Annotated in this window: 12 protein-coding genes; 6 read left to right on the top strand and 6 right to left on the bottom strand. The window is 67.6% G+C overall.

The window, feature by feature from the left end:
• Positions 1-72: 72 nt before the first annotated feature.
• The 5 genes from LL962_RS01535 to LL962_RS01555 all read left to right on the top strand — a co-directional run bounded on the left by LL962_RS01535 (position 73) and on the right by LL962_RS01555 (position 6443).
• On the top strand, positions 73-690 hold the full coding sequence (locus LL962_RS01535) for a TetR/AcrR family transcriptional regulator (protein WP_104586169.1): 618 nt from the start codon (positions 73-75) through the stop codon (positions 688-690).
• Between the two features lie 79 nt (positions 691-769).
• Complete coding sequence (locus LL962_RS01540; RefSeq protein WP_228315629.1) at positions 770-1915, top strand: efflux RND transporter periplasmic adaptor subunit; 1146 nt, start codon at positions 770-772, stop codon at positions 1913-1915.
• Positions 1912-5001: an efflux RND transporter permease subunit gene (locus LL962_RS01545; RefSeq protein WP_228315630.1), complete on the top strand. Its 3090-nt coding sequence runs from the start codon at positions 1912-1914 to the stop codon at positions 4999-5001. The genes LL962_RS01540 and LL962_RS01545 overlap by 4 nt, the downstream gene beginning before the upstream one ends.
• A gap of 129 nt (positions 5002-5130) precedes the next feature.
• Entirely contained in the window at positions 5131-5937 is an 807-nt protein-coding gene (locus tag LL962_RS01550; protein WP_228315631.1) for an oxidoreductase, read from the top strand.
• A gap of 173 nt (positions 5938-6110) precedes the next feature.
• Positions 6111-6443: a DUF6172 family protein gene (locus tag LL962_RS01555; protein WP_104586161.1), complete on the top strand. Its 333-nt coding sequence runs from the start codon at positions 6111-6113 to the stop codon at positions 6441-6443.
• Positions 6444-6742: 299 nt separating this feature from the next.
• Here LL962_RS01555 and LL962_RS01560 read toward each other — a convergent pair whose 3' ends face one another.
• The 6 genes from LL962_RS01560 to LL962_RS01585 form a co-directional block, all read right to left on the bottom strand.
• Positions 6743-8020, bottom strand: coding sequence for a DEAD/DEAH box helicase (locus LL962_RS01560; RefSeq protein ID WP_228315632.1), 1278 nt, complete (start codon positions 8018-8020; stop codon positions 6743-6745).
• A gap of 375 nt (positions 8021-8395) precedes the next feature.
• Positions 8396-9943, bottom strand: a complete 1548-nt coding sequence (locus LL962_RS01565; RefSeq protein ID WP_228315633.1) for a dihydrolipoamide acetyltransferase family protein — start codon at positions 9941-9943, stop codon at positions 8396-8398.
• A complete protein-coding gene (locus LL962_RS01570; RefSeq protein ID WP_104586153.1) occupies positions 9940-10323 on the bottom strand; it encodes an SH3 domain-containing protein in 384 nt (127 codons plus the stop codon). The genes LL962_RS01565 and LL962_RS01570 overlap by 4 nt, the downstream gene beginning before the upstream one ends.
• A gap of 1 nt (position 10324) precedes the next feature.
• Positions 10325-11395, bottom strand: a complete 1071-nt coding sequence (locus LL962_RS01575; RefSeq protein WP_167395227.1) for an alpha-ketoacid dehydrogenase subunit beta — start codon at positions 11393-11395, stop codon at positions 10325-10327.
• Positions 11388-12476, bottom strand: coding sequence for a pyruvate dehydrogenase (acetyl-transferring) E1 component subunit alpha (pdhA, locus tag LL962_RS01580; protein ID WP_228315634.1), 1089 nt, complete (start codon positions 12474-12476; stop codon positions 11388-11390). Before pdhA ends, LL962_RS01575 begins: the two co-directional genes overlap by 8 nt.
• Positions 12477-12650: 174 nt before the next feature.
• Positions 12651-16232 carry a lamin tail domain-containing protein gene (locus tag LL962_RS01585; protein WP_228315635.1) on the bottom strand — a complete coding sequence of 1194 codons (3582 nt, stop codon included), beginning with the start codon at positions 16230-16232 and terminating at the stop codon, positions 12651-12653.
• Between the two features lie 573 nt (positions 16233-16805).
• On the opposite strand from LL962_RS01585, the gene LL962_RS01590 reads away from it, so the two are divergent.
• The gene (locus LL962_RS01590; protein ID WP_104586147.1) at positions 16806-17702 is read left to right on the top strand and encodes a tryptophan 2,3-dioxygenase; all 897 of its coding nucleotides are present in this window, start codon (positions 16806-16808) and stop codon (positions 17700-17702) included.
• Positions 17703-17858 lie beyond the last annotated feature (156 nt).

Genomic DNA, 17858 nt, shown 5'->3' on the forward strand with positions numbered 1-17858 from the left:
TTGAAAGATTGGTGACTATAGTATGAAATGGTCACTTTTGTAAGTCGACGGTGACGGCGCTAAGCTGTCGGCATGAGCAAAGCATCCAGTTACCCGGTATCGGGCCGTGGGCCGGCCGATCACGACGTGCGCGACCAGATCGTGGCCGCGGCCACCGAGCATTTCAGTCGCTACGGTTACGAGAAGACCGCCGTGTCCGATCTGGCCAAGGCGATCGGCTTTTCCAAGGCCTATATCTACAAGTTCTTCGAATCCAAGCAGGCCATCGGCGAGATGATCTGCACCCACTGCCTGCGCGAGATCGAGCAGGAGGTGCAGGCCGCCGTGGCAGAGGCGGAGCTGCCGGCAGAGAAGCTGCGGCGCATGTTCAAGGTGGTGATCGAGGCCAGCCTTCGGCTGTTCTCGCGTGAGCGCAAGCTGTACGAAATTGCCACCTCTGCGGCCGTGGAGCGCTGGCAGTCGGTGGTCGCCTATGAGGCGCGCCTGCAGAAACTGCTGCAGGACATCCTGCAGCAGGGGCGTGCCAGCGGCGACTTCGAACGTAAGACGCCGCTGGACGAAGCCAGTGCTGCCATCTATCTGGTCATGCGCCCGTACATCAATCCATTGCTGCTGCAGCACAGCCTGGAACATGCCGACGAAGTGCCTGCGCTGTTGTCCGGGGTCGTGCTACGGAGCCTCTCGCCGTAAGAAAGTCGCTAGTGACTATTGACGTAATTAGTCACAAGTCCCAGGATGCGAGCCTTCACCAGATCGCTCCGGGATTCCCATGTTTCGGCACCGCCTTGTTGTCAGCTCCGTTCTGAGTGTCCTGCCGCTGGTATTGAGTGCCTGCGGCGGAACGGCACAGCCTGATCCACGTACTGCCACCCCGCTGGTGCGGGTGGCCACGGTCAGCGATGCCGTCGCGGCGGCGCGCAGTTTTTCCGGCACCGTCGCGGCGCGGGTCCAGAGCGACCTGGGCTTCCGGGTGGCAGGCAAGGTGTCCGAGCGGCTGGTCGATGCCGGCCAGAGCGTCAAGCGTGGCCAGCCGCTGATGCGCATCGACCAGGTGGATCTGCAACTGGCTGCACGTGCGCAGCAGGACGCGGTGGCCGCCGCGCGCGCGCGCGCGCAGCAGGCCGCCGACGATGAAGCCCGGTACCGCGATCTGCGCGGGACCGGGGCCATCTCGGCCTCGGCCTACGATCAGATCAAGGCGGCCGCCGATGCGGCCAAGGCACAGTTGAGCGCCGCGCAGGCCCAGGCCGACGTGGCGCGCAACGCCAACCGCTACTCCGACCTGCTGGCCGATGCCGACGGCGTGGTGATGGAGACGCTGGTCGAGCCGGGCCAAGTGGTCGCGGCCGGACAGCCGGTGGTGCGGCTTGCGCACGCCGGTCCGCGCGAGGCGGTCATCCAGTTGCCGGAGACGCTGCGCCCGAAGCTCGGATCGGTGGCCCAGGCCACGCTGTTCGGCAACGCCGCCGTCCGCGTGCCGGCCACCTTGCGCCAGCTGTCCGAGAGCGCGGACCGGCTGACCCGCACCTTCGAGGCACGCTACGTGCTCGACGGCGCGCTCGGGCAGGCGCCGCTCGGCACCACGGTCAGTCTCCGCGTTGCCGACGGCGCCGTATCGGGCCCCCGGGCGGGCGTGCAGGTGCCGCTGGCTGCCTTGTTCGACGCCGGCAAGGGGCCGGGCGTGTGGGTGATTGCCGGCAACCCGGCCAAGGTGAGCTGGCGGCCGGTGACCGTGTTCGGCCTGGAAGACGACCACGCCAATGTCGCCGGCACGCTGGCGCGCGGCGAGCGCATCGTGGCCCTGGGAGCGCATCTGCTGCGCGAGGGTGAGCATGTGCGCATCGCCGGTGCCGGCGCTGCCGGCAGCACTGCCACGACGGCTGGTACCGCCAAGGCGGCAGGAGCGCAGCCGTGAGCGAGGGCCGCTTCAATCTCTCGGCGCTCGCGGTGCGCGAGCGCTCCATTACGCTGTTTCTGATCTTCCTGATTTCGCTGGCCGGCCTGGTGGCGTTTCTCAAGCTCGGGCGTGCCGAAGACCCGGCCTTCACCATCAAGGTGATGACGATCGTGACCGCCTGGCCGGGTGCCACGCCGCAGGAAATGCAGGACCAGGTGGCCGAAAAGCTCGAAAAGCGCATGCAGGAGCTGCGCTGGTACGACCGCACCGAAACCTATACGCGCCCCGGTCTTGCGTTCACCACGCTGACCTTGATGGACAGCACGCCGCCCGGTGAGGTGCAGGAGCAGTTCTACCAGGCGCGCAAGAAGGCCGGCGATGAAGTGGCCAACCTGCCGGCCGGGGTGATCGGGCCGCTGATCAACGACGAATATGCCGACGTCACCTTTGCGCTGTTCGCGCTGAAGGCCAAGGGCGAGCCGCAGCGCTTGCTGGCACGCGATGCCGAGACCCTGCGCCAGCGCATCCTGCATGTGCCGGGCGTCAAGAAGGTCAACATCATTGGGGAGCAGCCCGAGCGCATCTTCGTGGAGTTCTCGCACGAGCGCCTGGCCACGCTGGGCGTCAGTCCGCAGGACGTGTTTGCTGCACTCAACGCACAGAACGCCTTGAATGCCGCCGGGTCGGTGGAAACGCGTGGCCCACAGGTGTTCATTCGGCTCGATGGCGCGCTCGACAGCCTGCAGAAGATCCGCGACACCCCAATGGTGGTGCAGGGCCGCACCTTGAAGCTGTCGGACATCGCCACCGTCAAACGCGGCTACGAAGATCCGTCCACCTTCATGATTCGCAGTGGGGGCGAACCGGCGCTGTTGCTGGGCATCATCATGCGCGATGGCTGGAACGGGCTGGATCTGGGCAAAGCGTTGGACAGCGAAGTGGGCGCGATCAATGCCGAGTTGCCGCTGGGCATGAGCCTGAGCAAGGTCACCGACCAGGCGGTCAACATCGACGCGTCGGTCGGCGAGTTCATGACCAAGTTCTTCGTCGCACTGCTGGTGGTGATGCTGGTGTGCTTCGTCAGCATGGGCTGGCGCGTGGGCATCGTGGTGGCTGCCGCGGTGCCGCTGACGCTGGCAGCAGTGTTCGTGGTGATGCTGGCCACCGGCAAGAATTTCGACCGCATCACGCTGGGATCGCTGATCCTGGCGCTGGGTTTGCTGGTGGACGACGCCATCATCGCGATCGAGATGATGGTGGTGAAGATGGAAGAAGGCTATGGCCGCGTTGCCGCATCGGCCTATGCGTGGAGCCATACCGCCGCGCCGATGCTGTCCGGCACCCTGGTGACGGCGGTGGGCTTCATGCCGAACGGGTTTGCCGCTTCCACCGCCGGCGAATACACCAGCAACATGTTCTGGATCGTAGGCATCGCGCTGATCGTGTCGTGGGTGGTGGCGGTGGTGTTCACGCCCTATCTGGGCGTGAAGATGCTGCCCGAGATGAAGAAGGTCGAAGGCGGCCACGCGGCGATGTACGACACGCCGCGCTACAACCGCTTCCGCGATGCGCTGGGCCGCGTGATTGCCCGCAAGTGGCTGGTGGCCGGATCGGTGGTGGGCCTGTTCGTGCTGGCGATCGTCGGCATGGGCATCGTCAAGAAGCAGTTCTTCCCGATCTCCGATCGCCCTGAAGTGCTGGTGGAAGTGCAGCTGCCGTACGGCACCTCGATCACCCAGACCAGTGCGGCGGCCGCCAAGGTGGAAGCCTGGCTGTCCAGGCAGAAGGAAGCAAAGATCGTGACCGCGTACATCGGTCAGGGTGCGCCGCGCTTCTTCCTGGCGATGGGCCCGGAACTGCCGGACCCTTCGTTCGCCAAGATCGTGGTGCGTACCGACGACCAGCACGAGCGCGATGCGCTGAAGCTGCGCTTGCGTGAGGCGATCGCACAAGGCCTGGCACCGGAAGCGCGCGTGCGGGTGACGCAATTGACCTTCGGCCCGTACTCGCGCTTCCCGGTCGCCTACCGGGTAAGCGGTCCCGACCCGCAGGTGCTGCGTGGCATCGCTGCGCAGGTCGAGCAGGTCATGCAGAACAGCCCGATGCTGCGCACGGTCAATACCGATTGGGGCGTGCGCACACCGACGCTGCATTTCAGCCTGGACCAGGACCGCCTGCAGGCGGTGGGGCTGACCTCGGCCGCCGTTGCCCAGCAGTTGCAGTTCCTGCTCAGCGGCGTGCCGATCACGCTGGTGCGCGAAGATATCCGCAGCGTGCAGGTGGTCGCCCGTTCGGCCGGTGACGCACGGCTTGATCCGGCGCGTATCGCCGACTTCACCCTGGCCGGCGGCAATGGCCAACGCGTGCCGTTGTCGCAGGTGGGCAAGGTGGATGTGCGCATGGAAGAGCCGGTCATGCGTCGCCGTGATCGGGTGCCGACGATCACCGTGGGTGGCGATGTCGACGACCAGCTGCAGCCGCCGGATGTCTCGGCAGCGATCACCAAGCAGCTGCAGCCGATCATCGACACATTGCCTGGCGGGTATCAGATCAAGCAGGCGGGCTCCATCGAGGAATCCGGCAAGGCCACCACCGCCATGCTGCCGTTGTTCCCGATCATGCTGGCGGCCACCTTGCTCATCATCATCCTGCAGGTGCGCTCGATCTCGGCGATGGTGATGGTGTTTCTGACCAGCCCGCTCGGCCTGATCGGCGTGGTGCCGACCTTGATCCTGTTCCAGCAGCCGTTCGGCATCAATGCGCTGGTGGGCTTGATTGCGCTGTCGGGCATCCTGATGCGCAACACGCTGATCCTGATCGGGCAGATCCACCACAACGAAGCCGGAGGGTTGGACCCGTTCCATGCGTTGGTGGAAGCCACCGTGCAGCGTACGCGACCGGTGATCCTGACCGCACTGGCGGCGATCCTGGCCTTCATTCCGCTGACCCACTCGGTGTTCTGGGGCACGCTGGCCTACACGCTGATCGGCGGCACCCTGGCCGGCACCATTCTGACCCTGGTGTTCCTGCCGGCCATGTATTCGATCTGGTTCAAGATCCGGCCCGACGGCGGCAGCGCCCCGGCGGTTGCGCAGCACGTCTGAGCATGAGCGGCAACGGCAGCCACGCCGCCGTTGCCGCCAGCTGGGGCACGCGTTCGTTGATTGCTTCTCCCCGAGCGCAGCCGTCCGCTGCGCATCTGATCGTATCCCCTCTCTTTCAAAGGAATCCCAATGCAACAGCAGACTGTTGTGCTGATCACCGGCGTGTCGTCCGGCATTGGCCGGGTTGCCGCAGAGCGCTTTGTGCAGCGCGGCTGCAGCGTGTACGGCACCGTGCGCAACCTCGCCAGCGCCACACCGTTGGCGAGTGTGGAGCTGGTGGAAATGGATATCCGCGATGCGGCGTCGGTGCAGCGCGCGGTGGATGGCATCATCGCCCGGGCGGGCCGTATCGATGTGCTGGTCAACAACGCAGGCACCAACCTGGTGGGTGCGGTGGAAGAAACCAGCACCGACGAAGCGGCGACGCTCTTCGATACCAACGTGCTGGGCATCCTGCGCACGGTGCAGGCGGTGGCGCCGCAGATGCGCGCCCGGCGGCAGGGACGCATCGTCAACATCAGCTCGGTGTTGGGATTCCTGCCGGCGCCGTACATGGGGTTGTACGCCGCCTCCAAGCATGCGGTGGAGGGATTGTCGGAAACGCTGGACCACGAGCTGCGCCAGTTCGGCGTGCGTGTCACCCTGGTGGAACCGTCGTACACCAGGACCAGCCTGGGCAGCAATTCGCCGGCGGCACGGTCCCCTATTGCCGAGTACGACCGTGAGCGAGCCGTGGTGGTCGGCGCGGTCACCCGGCAGATCCAGACCGCACCGGACCCCGCTGGCGTCGCCACGACCGTGTTGGATGCGGCGCTGGGCACATGGCGCATGCGGCGTACGCCTGCCGGCCAGGCATCGTTGTTGAGCAAGCTGCGCCGTTTGATGCCGGCTAAGGCAGTGGATGGCAGCCTGCGCAAGCAGCTCGGGCTGCGCTGAGATGGAGCGGGATTCGGCATGGCGCGAAGACGGCCGAGAACACAGCGGCGCTGCCACAATACAGCTGCCCACAGCGCCATGGGACTGGTCAGCAGCGCCGCCGGCTTCCGGATTCACCGAGGATGCCGCCTTGGCCTCACAATAGGCGGCCAGTTCCCACAACCGATGTCGCCATGCGCAAGACCTATCAGCTCAACCTCGAAGGCAAGAACCGCGATCGTCTGCTGGAAGCCAGCAAGCACGATATCCGCAAGTACATCCGCCGCGAGCGCCGCAAGGACCTGCCGGAAGGGGCCGATTACTGGGATTTCGACATGCGCTTCGGCGTGGACGAGGCCAGCGCGCAGCCGCTGCCGCCGGCAGAGCTGATCCGCTCGATCAATGCGCTCACCGGCGACGGTGGCGACCAGTTCTTCGTAGAAATCCTGCGCAAGCCCGCCAAGCGCACCCCGCGTGCCAATGGCGAGGCGCCGGCCGGCGGCGAGCTGGATTTCGAGCAGGACTGAGCGCAGCAGTTCGAACGACCGCATGACCGTGCCGCCGCCAAGCAGGGTGCGGCGCTTGCCGGTATCCATGGGTACCGCGGCCCTCCGGGCGCCGCCCGCAACTGCCTGGCGCAGGCTCTGCAGGTCTTGCGTGCCAGCGCGTCGGAGGTCCCGGGCCAGGCATCGCGGGTAGCGATATTGCGTCGTGCAGCGCGCGGGGCCGGCGTGCCCGTCCTGCAGCAGCGAGGTCTGGCAGCCGTACGCAGCCTGCCGATCCGAGCAGCGGCTGCGGCGGTGCGATGCTGCGCTTGCCGCGCGCCTCAGCCCGGTTTGGTCGCGGCCTGTGCGGCCGCACGCAACTTGTCCTTCTTGCTGGGCCGCTTGCCCTTGATGCCGCCGTTGTCATCGGCTGCGCGTGTCCACGTGCCTGTGGCGGGTGCGTCGCTGGGCGTGGGTTCGAAACCGGCGATCACCTCGGCGGCAATACGCAGCCCCTGGCGTTTTTCGATCAACCGCCATTGCTGCGCATTGTCGGCGGTGATGAAGCTGATCGCCACGCCGCTGGCGCCGGCACGTGCGGTGCGGCCGATGCGGTGGGTGTAATCCACGGTGGAGCGCGGCAGGTCGTAATTGATCACCGCCGGCAGCTGCGCGATATCGATGCCGCGGGCGGCCAGGTCGGTGGCGATCACCACCTGCACGGCCTGTTGCTTGAACGCGGACAGCGTGCGCTCGCGGCGCCCCTGGCTCAACTCGCCGTGCAGCGGTTGCGCGCTGATGCCGCCCTTCTCCAGTTTTTCGGCGACCTTTTCGGCGCTGTGCCGGCTGGCGACGAACACCAGCAACTGCGGCCAGCGGTGATCGAGCAGCAACTGGCGCAGCAGCTGGGTGCGTTGGCCGGCATCCACGGCGATGGCACGTTGCGCGATCGCCGGCGCCTGTGCGGGCGTTGCTTCGACGGTGATGCGCAGTGGGTCGCGCAGCCGGCGCTTGGCCAGCATGGCGATGGCGGGCGGAAACGTGGCCGACACCAGCACGCTCTGCCGCTGCGCAGGCAGCAACGCGAGAATGCGATCGAGTTCGGCGCCGAAGCCCAGGTCCAGCAGGCGGTCGGCCTCGTCCAGCACCAGGGTGGTCACTTCGCCCAGGCGCAGCGCGTTGTGCTCGACCAGGTCGAGCAGCCGGCCGGGCGTGGCCACCATGATGTCGGCACCGCCGCGCAGCGCCAAGAGCTGCGGATTGATCGAGCTGCCGCCGGTGGCGGCGACGATCTTCAGCCGTCGTGGCAGATGCGCGGCCAGCTGGCGCAGCGTGGTCTCCACCTGCGCGGCAAGTTCGCGCGTGGGCACCAGCACCAGCGCGCCCAGCACACGCGGGACCGCGTCTGGCGCGAGCAGGCGTTGCTGCAGCAGCGGCAGCGCGTAGGCCAGGGTCTTGCCCGAGCCGGTCTGCGCCATCGCGATCAGGTCGCGACCGGCCACCATCGGCGGGATCACCTGCTGCTGGATCGGGGTGGGCGTGCGGTGGCCGGCCTGGTGCAGCGCGGTCTCGAAAAACGGCAGTAGCTGCGGCGACAGCGAGAGAGCGGAAAATGACATGCGCCATTATCCAGGCATTCGAGCTGCAATGGTCGGTGCTGCGTTACGCGAGGTCGCTGTCTTGCGGCGCGTTGATCATCCGCTTCAGAAAAACCCCTTGTCCAAACCGTTCAAGCGCCTGGTATGGCGACCGAAGCCTGGAGCATTGACGCAATCCGGATGCCTTCAGACCACGCCGGTCGAGCGCGCGATGTCCTGACCGCGTGTGGGACCGGCCGGGAATCCATCCCGGCAGGCGCGGTGGTGGCCTCCATGCCGCCACACGGTCCCGCAAGCGGTCGGGCACCGCACCTGTTACCTGGCAGTGCGCCGATGGAAATCACAACGGAGGCTGCGCCGACCTGACGACCGCCGGCGACGGTCTATCAGCCGCTCTTAGCTGGCCAACGCCAGATCGTCGAGCATCGCGCGCAGGAAGCGCGCGGCTTCGCCGCCGGTGGCGGCGCGGTGGTCGAAGGTCAGCGACAGCGGCATCACCTTGTGGGTTTCCACTCCGCCCATCACCGGAGTGAGCTGGTAGCGCGCGCGGCCGGCGGCGACGATGGCCACGCAGGGCGGGACCACCACCGGAGTGGCATAGCGCCCGGCGAACATGCCGAAGTTGGACAGCGAGATGGTGTAGCCGCTGAGTTCGGAGGCAGCGATGCTGCGGCTTTCCACCTGCTGGCGCAGGCGGTTGACGCCTTCTCGAATACCGTGCGCATCGAGCATGTCGGCATTGCGCAACGCCGGGACGAACAGGCCTTCTTCGGTGTCCACCGCAATGCCGACGTCGACCTGGTGATGCAGGGTGCGGCTGAGCGCGTCGCCGTCGAACCAGGCGTTGAGCGCGGGCACCGCCTGGCAGGCGCGCACGATGGCGCGCACCAGGCGCACGGTGACATCGTTGCCGGGCTGCCAGGCGTGCAGGTCGGCATCGTCGTTGAGCGTGGTGGGCACCACCTTGCTGTGCGCGTCGGCCATCACGCGTGCCATGTTGCGGCGCACGCCCTTGAGCTGTTCGGGTTGTCCCTTGACGCTGGTGCCGGGCGGCTGGGTGCGCATCGGTTTGCCGCTGGACGAGAGCGGAGAGCGGGCAGTGCTGCCCTCATCCGCCCTGCGGGCACCTTCTCCCGCACGCGGGAGAAGGGTCGCCGTTGCCGGTCGATTTCTGCTATCGCAAGCGATCCCAGCAGCTCTCCCACCGCCACCGATCGGACCACCGCTCCCCCCGTCACCCATCGGTCCACCTCTCCCGCTGGCGGGAGAGGTCGGCGCACCCTGCGCGCCGGGTGAGGGCCGCGCGGTGCCCGCGGCTGCTGCCTGCTTCACGTCGGCCAGTGTCACCGTGCCGTCCGGGCCGGTGGCGCGCACCTGCGCCAGGTCCACGCGCAGCTTGCGCGCCAGTGCGCGCACCACCGGCATGGCGCGCACGCCGCCGACGGCAATGGCCTGCTCGCTCTGCACGGCGTTGGAGCTCTGCATGGCGCCGACCACGGTGCCGGCATCGTCGCGCTCGCCCGGCGCATCGGCGCCGGCATCCGCATCGGCGATCTCGCCGCCATTGTCGGACGCGACCACGCGCTCGCTGGGACCGGCCGCGCTCTGGCCGGTGCTGGGCGTATGCACCTGCGCCTGCGCGCCACCGTGCCCATGTCCGTGGCCGGTGTCCTGGCCATCGGCGCGCTGCGGCTGCGAGGCATCCAGGGCGAACTGCGCCAGCATCGCGCCGGTCACGATCACATCGCCGGCCGCACCGGCCAGCTTGACCACGGTGCCGGAGAACGGCGAGGGCACCTCCACCACCGCCTTGGCGGTTTCCATCGACACCAGCGGCTCGTCCAGGCGCACGCTGTCGCCTTCCTTGACGAACCATTCGACGATGGTGGCGTCCGGCAGGCCTTCGCCCAGATCCGGCAGGTGAAAATTCTTGCTTTCGCTCATGGCAGATTCTCTTGTGCCGCCGGTAACGGCGGCAGGGTGTTTTCGAGGAGTTCCAGATCGGCGGCCGGTAGCCAGCCCTGCGCGCCATCGGCGCGTTCGGACCACCACCAGCCTCCGTGTTCGTGATGCAGCAGCACGTCCTCGCCTGCCGGGGCGTCGAGTTCGCGTGCGTCGTAATCGCGCAACGCTTCGGCTAGACCGTCGCCCAGCGGGCGCAGCCAGGCCAGCGGTGCCCAGCCCGCACGGCCGCCGTCGGTGGTGACCCAGGCGAACGCCGGCCATTCTTCGTCGCGCACACCGACGCTGACCCGTTGACCGGCCTGGAAGCGGACCGGGTTGGCGTAGGCGGCGCGGTGATCGCAGAGCAGACGTGCGCGCATGTCAGCCGGCAGCCACCGCACGCCGGGCCGCGGTGACGATGCGCTCCACGCTGGGCAGGTACTTCATTTCCAGCCGGAACAGCGGGATATGCGTGTCGTAGCCGGTGACACGCTCGACCGGTGCCACCAGGTCGTACATCGACTGCTCGGCCAGCCGGGCGGCGATCTCCGCGCCGAAGCCGGCGGTGCGCGGGGCTTCCTGCACGATCACGCAGCGGCCGGTCTTGGCGACCGATTCGGCGATGGTGTCGAAATCCAGCGGGCGCAGCGTGGCCACGTCGATCACTTCGGCGCTGATGCCGTCGCCGGCGAGCTTGTCGGCCGCTTCCAGCGCTTCCTTGACCTGCGCGCCCCAGGCCACCAGGGTGACATCGGTACCGTCGCGCAGCACGAAGCACACATCCAGCGGCAGCGCTTCGCCATCGTTGGCCACCACTTCCTTGTACTGGCGATAGATGCGCTTGGGCTCCATGTAGATCACCGGATCCGGGTCGCGGATCGCGGCCAGCAACAGGCCATAGGCGCGCTGCGGCGAGGACGGCAGCACCACGCGCAGGCCCGGCACATTGGTGAAGATGGCTTCGTTGGCCTCGCTGTGGTGTTCCGGCGCGCGGATGCCGCCGCCCCACGGCACGCGCAGCACCATCGGGCAATGCAGGCGGCCGCGGGTGCGGTTGCGCAGACGCGCGGCATGGCAGATCAGGTGATCGACCATGGGATACACAAAGCCATCGAACTGCGCTTCGGCCACCGGCTTCATGCCTTGCGCGGCCAGGCCCACGCTCAGGCCGGCGATGGTGGTTTCATCCAGCGGGGTGTCCAGCACGCGTTCGCTGCCGAAGCGTTGCTGCAGCCCGGCGGTGGCCCGGAACACGCCGCCGTTGACGCCGACATCCTCGCCCAGCACCAGCACCGCAGGGTCGTGTTCCAGCTCCCAGGCCAGCGCCTGGGTGATGGCTTCGATCAGGGTGATGGGCGAACTCATGGCGATCTCTCCGCGCGTGGCAGCGGCGTTGTATGGGGCACTGGCGTGCTGCGAGGTGTCGGCGGGCACATGCTTGAGCTCATCCATGACGCGCCTCCAGGGCCATCGCTTCGGCGCGCTGGGCCAGCAACTCGGCCGGCGGGTCGCCGTAGAGGTAATCGAACATCGCTTCCACCGGCTGCACCGGGGTATTCAGGTACGCATTGACCTCTTCGTCGATGCGGACACCGCACTCGGCCTTCCAGGCCTCCTCCTGGGTCTGGTCCCACAGGCCCTGCGCGGTGAGATAGCGACGCAGGCGCAGCAGCGGCTCGCGGGTCCAGGCCTGCTTGACCTCGTCTTCGCCGCGATAACGACGCGCGTCGTCGGCGGTGGTGTGGTCGGTCAGGCGGTAGGTCATAAACTCGATCACCGTGCCGCCGTCGCCGGCCAGTGCGCGCTCGCGCGCCTGTCGCATCGCTTCGAGTACGGCGATGAGATCGTTGCCATCCACCTGCAGGCAGTGCAGGCCGCCTGCCAAGCCCTTCTGGGCCAGCGTCTGCGCGCCGGTCTGCGCCGCGCGCGGCACCGAGATCGCCCAGCCGTTGTTGATCACGCACAGGATCAGCGGCAGCTTGTAGGCGCCGGCCGAATTGAGCGCGGCATAGAAGTCGGTCTTGGAGCTGCCGCCGTCGCCGCAGCAGGCCACCGCCACCTGCGGCTTGCCCATCAGCTTGAACGACAGCGCCGAGCCGGCCGCGTGCAGGCACTGGGTGGAGATCGGCACGCAGATCGGGAAGTCGATCGCCGCATCGGCATCGCGCGGGTAATCGCTGCCGCGCTCGTCGCCGCCCCAATACAGCAGCACATCGCGTGGGCGCACGCCGCGTTCGAACATGGTGCCGTATTCACGGTAGCTGGGCGCGAACACATCGCCGCTGCGCATCGAGGCGCCGATGCCCACGTGGGTAGCTTCGTGGCCCAGGCTGGCGGCGTAGGTGCCGAGCTTGCCGGTGCGCTGCAGCGCCACCGACTTGCTGTCGAAGGTGCGCACGAACAGCATGCGCTTGAACAGCGCGAGCAGGGTGTGCGGGTTGGCGGCGTCGGCCGGCAGGTCGTCGCGGACGAGATTGCCGTCCGCATCCATGTACTGCAGATAGTCGATCTGGAACTGCGCGGCTACGCTCATTGCGCGACACCTTGGTCAAGAAGTTTCAAATGATATGAGTTGCCATGTTAAGGACGGAGGTGCGAAACCCTGTCCTGCACCGCAGCACGATCGATGTTGGGATGCACAAAAAAAGGGCGCGGACCGGGCCGCGCCCTTTGCTGCAGTTGAGACCTGCAACGTGTTGCAGTGCGATCAGCGGCGGCCGGCGCCGCCTCCGATCGGGGTGACGATCAGCGCCGAATCGTTGGCCGGGTTCGCATCCGGCGATACGGATGCGGCATTGGCCTGGACGCGAATGGCACCTTCTGCCGGGATCGGCTTGGCGGCCACGCTCAACTGGAAGGCCAATTGCGCGCCCGGCAGTACGGCTGCCGCACTGTTGCACACGAAGCGAGCGCTACGCAGCGACTGCAACTGCTTGTCGCAGCGCCAGCCCTGCGGCGGCACCAGCTGCGACAACGCAGACACCGTATTGCCTTCGATCACCACGCTGGGGCGCTGTGCCGCGGCGGCACCGACGTTGTCCAGCAGCACCCGGTAGGTGGCGTTGAAGGCGCTGGTTGGCAGGCTGGCCGGGCCATCCAGCCGCACCGCCAGGTCGCTGCGGGGTTGCGCCAGCACGGCCACGCTGGCCGTATCGGTGTTGTTGTCCGGCTGTGGATCCGGGGTCTGCGAGGCCACCGACGCCGCCAATAGCAGGGCGCGGCCCGCCAGTGCGCCACTTGCTTCCACCTGCACCGCAAAACTCTGCATGTTGCCCGGTGCCAGCGAAGCGATGGTGCAGGTGACCACGGTCTGGGGGCCGGTCTGCGGCGATTGGCACGTCCAGCCCGGAGCAGCGGCAACACGCGGAGTGACTGCCGCATCAAACGCCAGCGCCACTGCGGCAAATGCTGCGCTCTCCGGCCCACGATTCTCCACATCCACGGTGTAGTCGATGCGCTCGCCTTCGGTGACTTGCGCACGTGCGGCAGTGACCGCCACGCCCAGGTCCGCGTTGACCTGCTTGCTCATGCGCAGCAACACCACGGTGGGATCATGGTCTGACAGGCGCGTGGGCGTATTGGCATCGTTGCGCGCGGTGCCGGGGAAGTCGGCATTGATGCGGGCGTGGCCCACCGACAGCGAGGCGATCTGCGGTGCGCGCATCAGTGCGTCGTTGGCGAGGATGTGATCCAGCGACTGCACGTTGCCGTCGAACGCGTACGAATAGCTCTGGTCGGGCGTGTTGAACCAGGTCAGGTCGGTGTAGTCCGGGTCGACCAGATCGGCGCCATCGCCGCCCACCACCGTCTGCGCATCCGGCGCCGGTTTGCCGGTGACGGTGCCCATCGCGTCCACATAGCCGTCGTTGAACTCGAAGGCGTTGAAGTCACCCATCACCAATACTTTCTCTTCAGGGTTCAATTGCTGACGTGTCTGCAGCAGGCGCGCCAGGTATTCGGCCTGGGCCTGGCGCTTGGCGCGGATGCGGGTGCCGGCGGCATCGTCGGTGTCGGCGCCGTTGAGCGAGCGCTGATGCACCACGATGGCGGTCAGCGGCAGCGTGCGGCCATCGGCCTGATGCACGTTTGCGCTGAGCACCAGCGGCGGGCGGTCGTTGAGCAGGCTCACGCCGCCGCCCGGCTCGGTCCAGGTCGCGGTCTTGCCTTCCTGCGCGATGGAGAGCACTTCCACGCGCGGCACGCCGCCGGCGACCCAGGCGCTCTTGACCAGGAAGCCTACGTCGATGCCGCCGACGTCATTGCCTTCCTGCAGATACGCCACGTACCCGGGATCCTGCTGACCGGCGGCCACCGCGTCGGCATTGATGCGTGCCGCCAACGCCTGCAACACGCTGAGGTTTTCCACTTCCACCGTACCCAGGATGTCGGGCAGATGCAGATAACGGCGGATCGCCAGCGAAGCCTTGTTGAGGCGCGCCTGGAACGCGGCCGGGGTGAGTACCGGTTCGCCGATCGCCGGGTCGTTCTGGTCGTCGAAGAAGCGCTCCATGTTGTAGGTGGCCACGGCCACGTCGTCGGCCTGCGGCAGCGGTGCCGGGCGCGGTTGGTCGGCACCGTTGCAGCTGATCTGCGGGGTGCGTTCCGGGTACAGCGTGTAGCGGCGGAAGCCGTAGTCCAGCGGGCCGACCACGTTGAACACCAGGCAGCCCGAGGCCAGATCCAGCCGTTCGCCGCCCACGCCGGCACTGCCGACCGCGATGACTTCCGGGTTGGTATTCCAGCGCGGTACCCCGGCAGGCGAGCCGGCCGGCAGCGGGTCGGGCAACTGCACGCCCGGCTCGCGGTAGGCACGCGGCACGCCGGTAACCACCGCGTGGAACACGCCATTGCTGCTCGCGGTGGCATTGGTCTCGTTGACGCTGCCGCCAGTGGGGGCATTGACGGTGAGGCTGGACGCGGCCACGCGCATGCCTTCCAGCGCTTCGAGCTGATCGAAGGCGCCGTTGGGGTTGGGGAAGTCCGGGCGCAGCATCACCGGTGAAGGCAGCGGGTTGCCGGTGGAATCGGCCAGCACGGTGACGCTGCCGCCGATTTCGGTGAGCGGCGGCTGGGTCGGATCGGCGGTGGGCACGTATTCGATCACCGTGCCCTGCACGCGGACCCGGTTACCGATGGCGGCCGCCTCCGGCGGTGCGCTGCCGGTATAGACATAGACGCCTTCGGAGGTGGCCGGATCGGCATCGGCTTCGATATCCGGTGCCTGCAGGAAGAAGCCGGCGCTGCGGCGTGCGGTCACGATGCCCGAGGTGGCCACCACCTGGCCATCCAGCGGCGAGCGTGCGCCCTTGCCCTGGATGGCGTGGATCGGCAGCAGGCTGAAGTCGTCGTTGAGGAGGGTGCCGGTGGCGCGCAGCGTAGCCGGCAACGCGCCGGTGAGGCCGCTGATCTGCAGCGCGAAGGTCTCGTCGGACTCGGGCGTGGTGTCGCCCAGCACCTCCACGGTGATGCTGGCGCTGCGTTCGCCAGCGGCGATGCGCAGGGCGGTGGCGGGCAGGGCGACATAGTCGCTGCCGGCGGTCGCAGTGCCATCGACGGTGGCGACGCTGAAGCTCACCCCGCCCGCACCGGCCGGCTGGCTCAGGCTCAGCGTGAACACGAAACTGCGGCGGCCGCTGTTGCCCTCGGCCTGGCTGACATCGGCCAGCGTGGCGATCGGCTGGCCGCCGCCGCTGCACAGGCGCGCGGTACTGGCGGAATTGCGCGGAGCTGGCGCGCCGGTGGAGAAATCGGCCGCGTTGTTGTCGGTGTCGGTGCAACCCTCGTTGCCGCGTAGCACCGCCAGCGTATTGCTGGGGGCCGGCGTCGGCGCGTTGCCTTCGGCGCAGCTGGCAGTGCTGCCGTAGCCAACCAGGTCGGCGTTGCCGGTGGGGCAGGTGCCGCTCAGTGCCGCCGTCGCCGTGCTCAGCGCCACCTTGCCCGCGGTGCCGCTCATGGCCAGCGTGCCGGTGGCGTCGGGCGTGGGCAGCGCCACGCTGCCGCCGCTGCCGTCGGCCTGCTTGATCAGGTAATAGCCACCGGCCGGCACGCTGCCGGACAGCGGGGTGACCTGCCAGCTGCTGCCGGCGGCCGAGGCATACTGCACCGACCAGCCATCGAGGCTGACCGTGCTGGTGCCGATGTTGTGCAGCTCGACGAAATCGCTGCGAAGGGTGGCGCCGCTGTTGCCGCCACCGCCGTAGACCTGGCTGATGACGACCTGGGCCTGAGCATGGCCGGCGAATGCCAGCCCACACAAGAGTAAGGCTGCACGATGCTGCAACACTGACATGAGATGAGAGTCCCCTGGATCCACGAGACGTAGAGCGCGCCCCTGCACCGGCCACGTCCCTGGCCGGCAGCGCCGTTGAATTCTGCATGAATCTGCAGATCTACGTTGACCATAAGGTGACAGCGGCGCAATCGCTGCGACTGCGCCGACGGCACACGAGGTGCTTCAGCGCTGAAACAAACGGTCAGCGGCTTGGGTCCGGCGTGGCACCCGAAACAGCGGTTCTGCCAGGCACGGCACCGTCGCGCGCTGCCCCGGCATCCTGCCGACCACACGGCCGCGAGCAGACCAGGCAAGTGGGTGGTCCGGCTCGTAGCCCGTTGCCTGACCGGGCGCGGCCGCCGGGACCGACCGCCGCATCAGTCCGCCATCGATCGGTGGGCGCTCGTGTCCACCGCCCCCGCCGCCCGGAGCGACAGCTGACGTCGGGGATCGCGATCCACGTCCAGAGCCGGTAGTTCGGCCAAGCCCACTGGGCGATCGACACTCCACGCGACCGCCTCCCCAATCCCTAATCCCCGCCCCCCACCGTCGCTGCGCTACCCTGGCCGGCCCGATCCATCTACCCCCGCCATGCCCGTCGACAAGAACCTGCGTGACCTGGAACCCGGCATCCACACCGACCTGCAGGGGCGTCTGACCTATGGCGGCTACCTGCGGCTGGACCAGTTGCTGTCGGCGCAGCAGCCCCTGTCCGAACCGGCGCACCACGACGAGATGCTGTTCATCATCCAGCACCAGACCTCGGAGCTGTGGCTGAAGCTGCTGGCGCACGAGCTGCGAGCGGCCATCGTGCATTTGCAGCGCGACGAGGTCTGGCAATGCCGCAAGGTGCTGGCGCGCAGCAAGCAGGTGTTGCGCCAGCTCACCGAACAGTGGTCGGTGCTGGAGACGCTCACGCCCAGCGAGTACATGGGATTTCGCGACGTGCTCGGGCCCTCGTCGGGATTCCAGTCGCTGCAGTACCGTTACATCGAGTTCCTGCTCGGCAACAAGAACCCGCAGATGCTGCAGGTGTTCGCCTACGACCCGCCCGGCCAGGCGCGTCTGCGCGAGGTGCTGGAAGCGCCCAGCCTGTACGAGGAATTTCTGCGCTATCTGGCGCGCTTCGGGCACGCGATCCCGCCGCAGTATCAGGCGCGCGACTGGACCGCCGCGCATGTCGCCGACGATGCCCTGCGTCCGGTGTTCGAGCGCATCTACGAGAACACCGATCGCTATTGGCGCGAGTACGCGCTGTGCGAGGACCTGGTGGACCTGGAAACCCAGTTCCAGCTCTGGCGGTTCCGCCATATGCGGACGGTGATGCGGGTGATCGGCTTCAAGCGCGGCACCGGCGGTTCCAGCGGCGTGGGATTCCTGCAGCAGGCGCTGGCGCTGACCTTCTTCCCGGAATTGTTCGACGTGCGGACCTCGGTGGGTGCGGAAAATCGTCCATCCCAGGGCAACGCCAGTACGGCAGATAGTTGAGCAACGCAACGCTACGAAGCTGAGCTGGACTGGCCAGGCAGGTTGCTTGGTCAGGCAAAACCAGCAACGACAAGAAATCAGGAACGCGAGAAGCAGGCACTGCAAGGAGCGAACACCGCAAGAGCCGCAGCGCATCGGCGCAGCCGTGCGCTCAAG

It is taken from the genome of Xanthomonas sp. NCPPB 1067 (assembly GCF_020783795.1).
Lineage (GTDB): Bacteria > Pseudomonadota > Gammaproteobacteria > Xanthomonadales > Xanthomonadaceae > Xanthomonas > Xanthomonas melonis.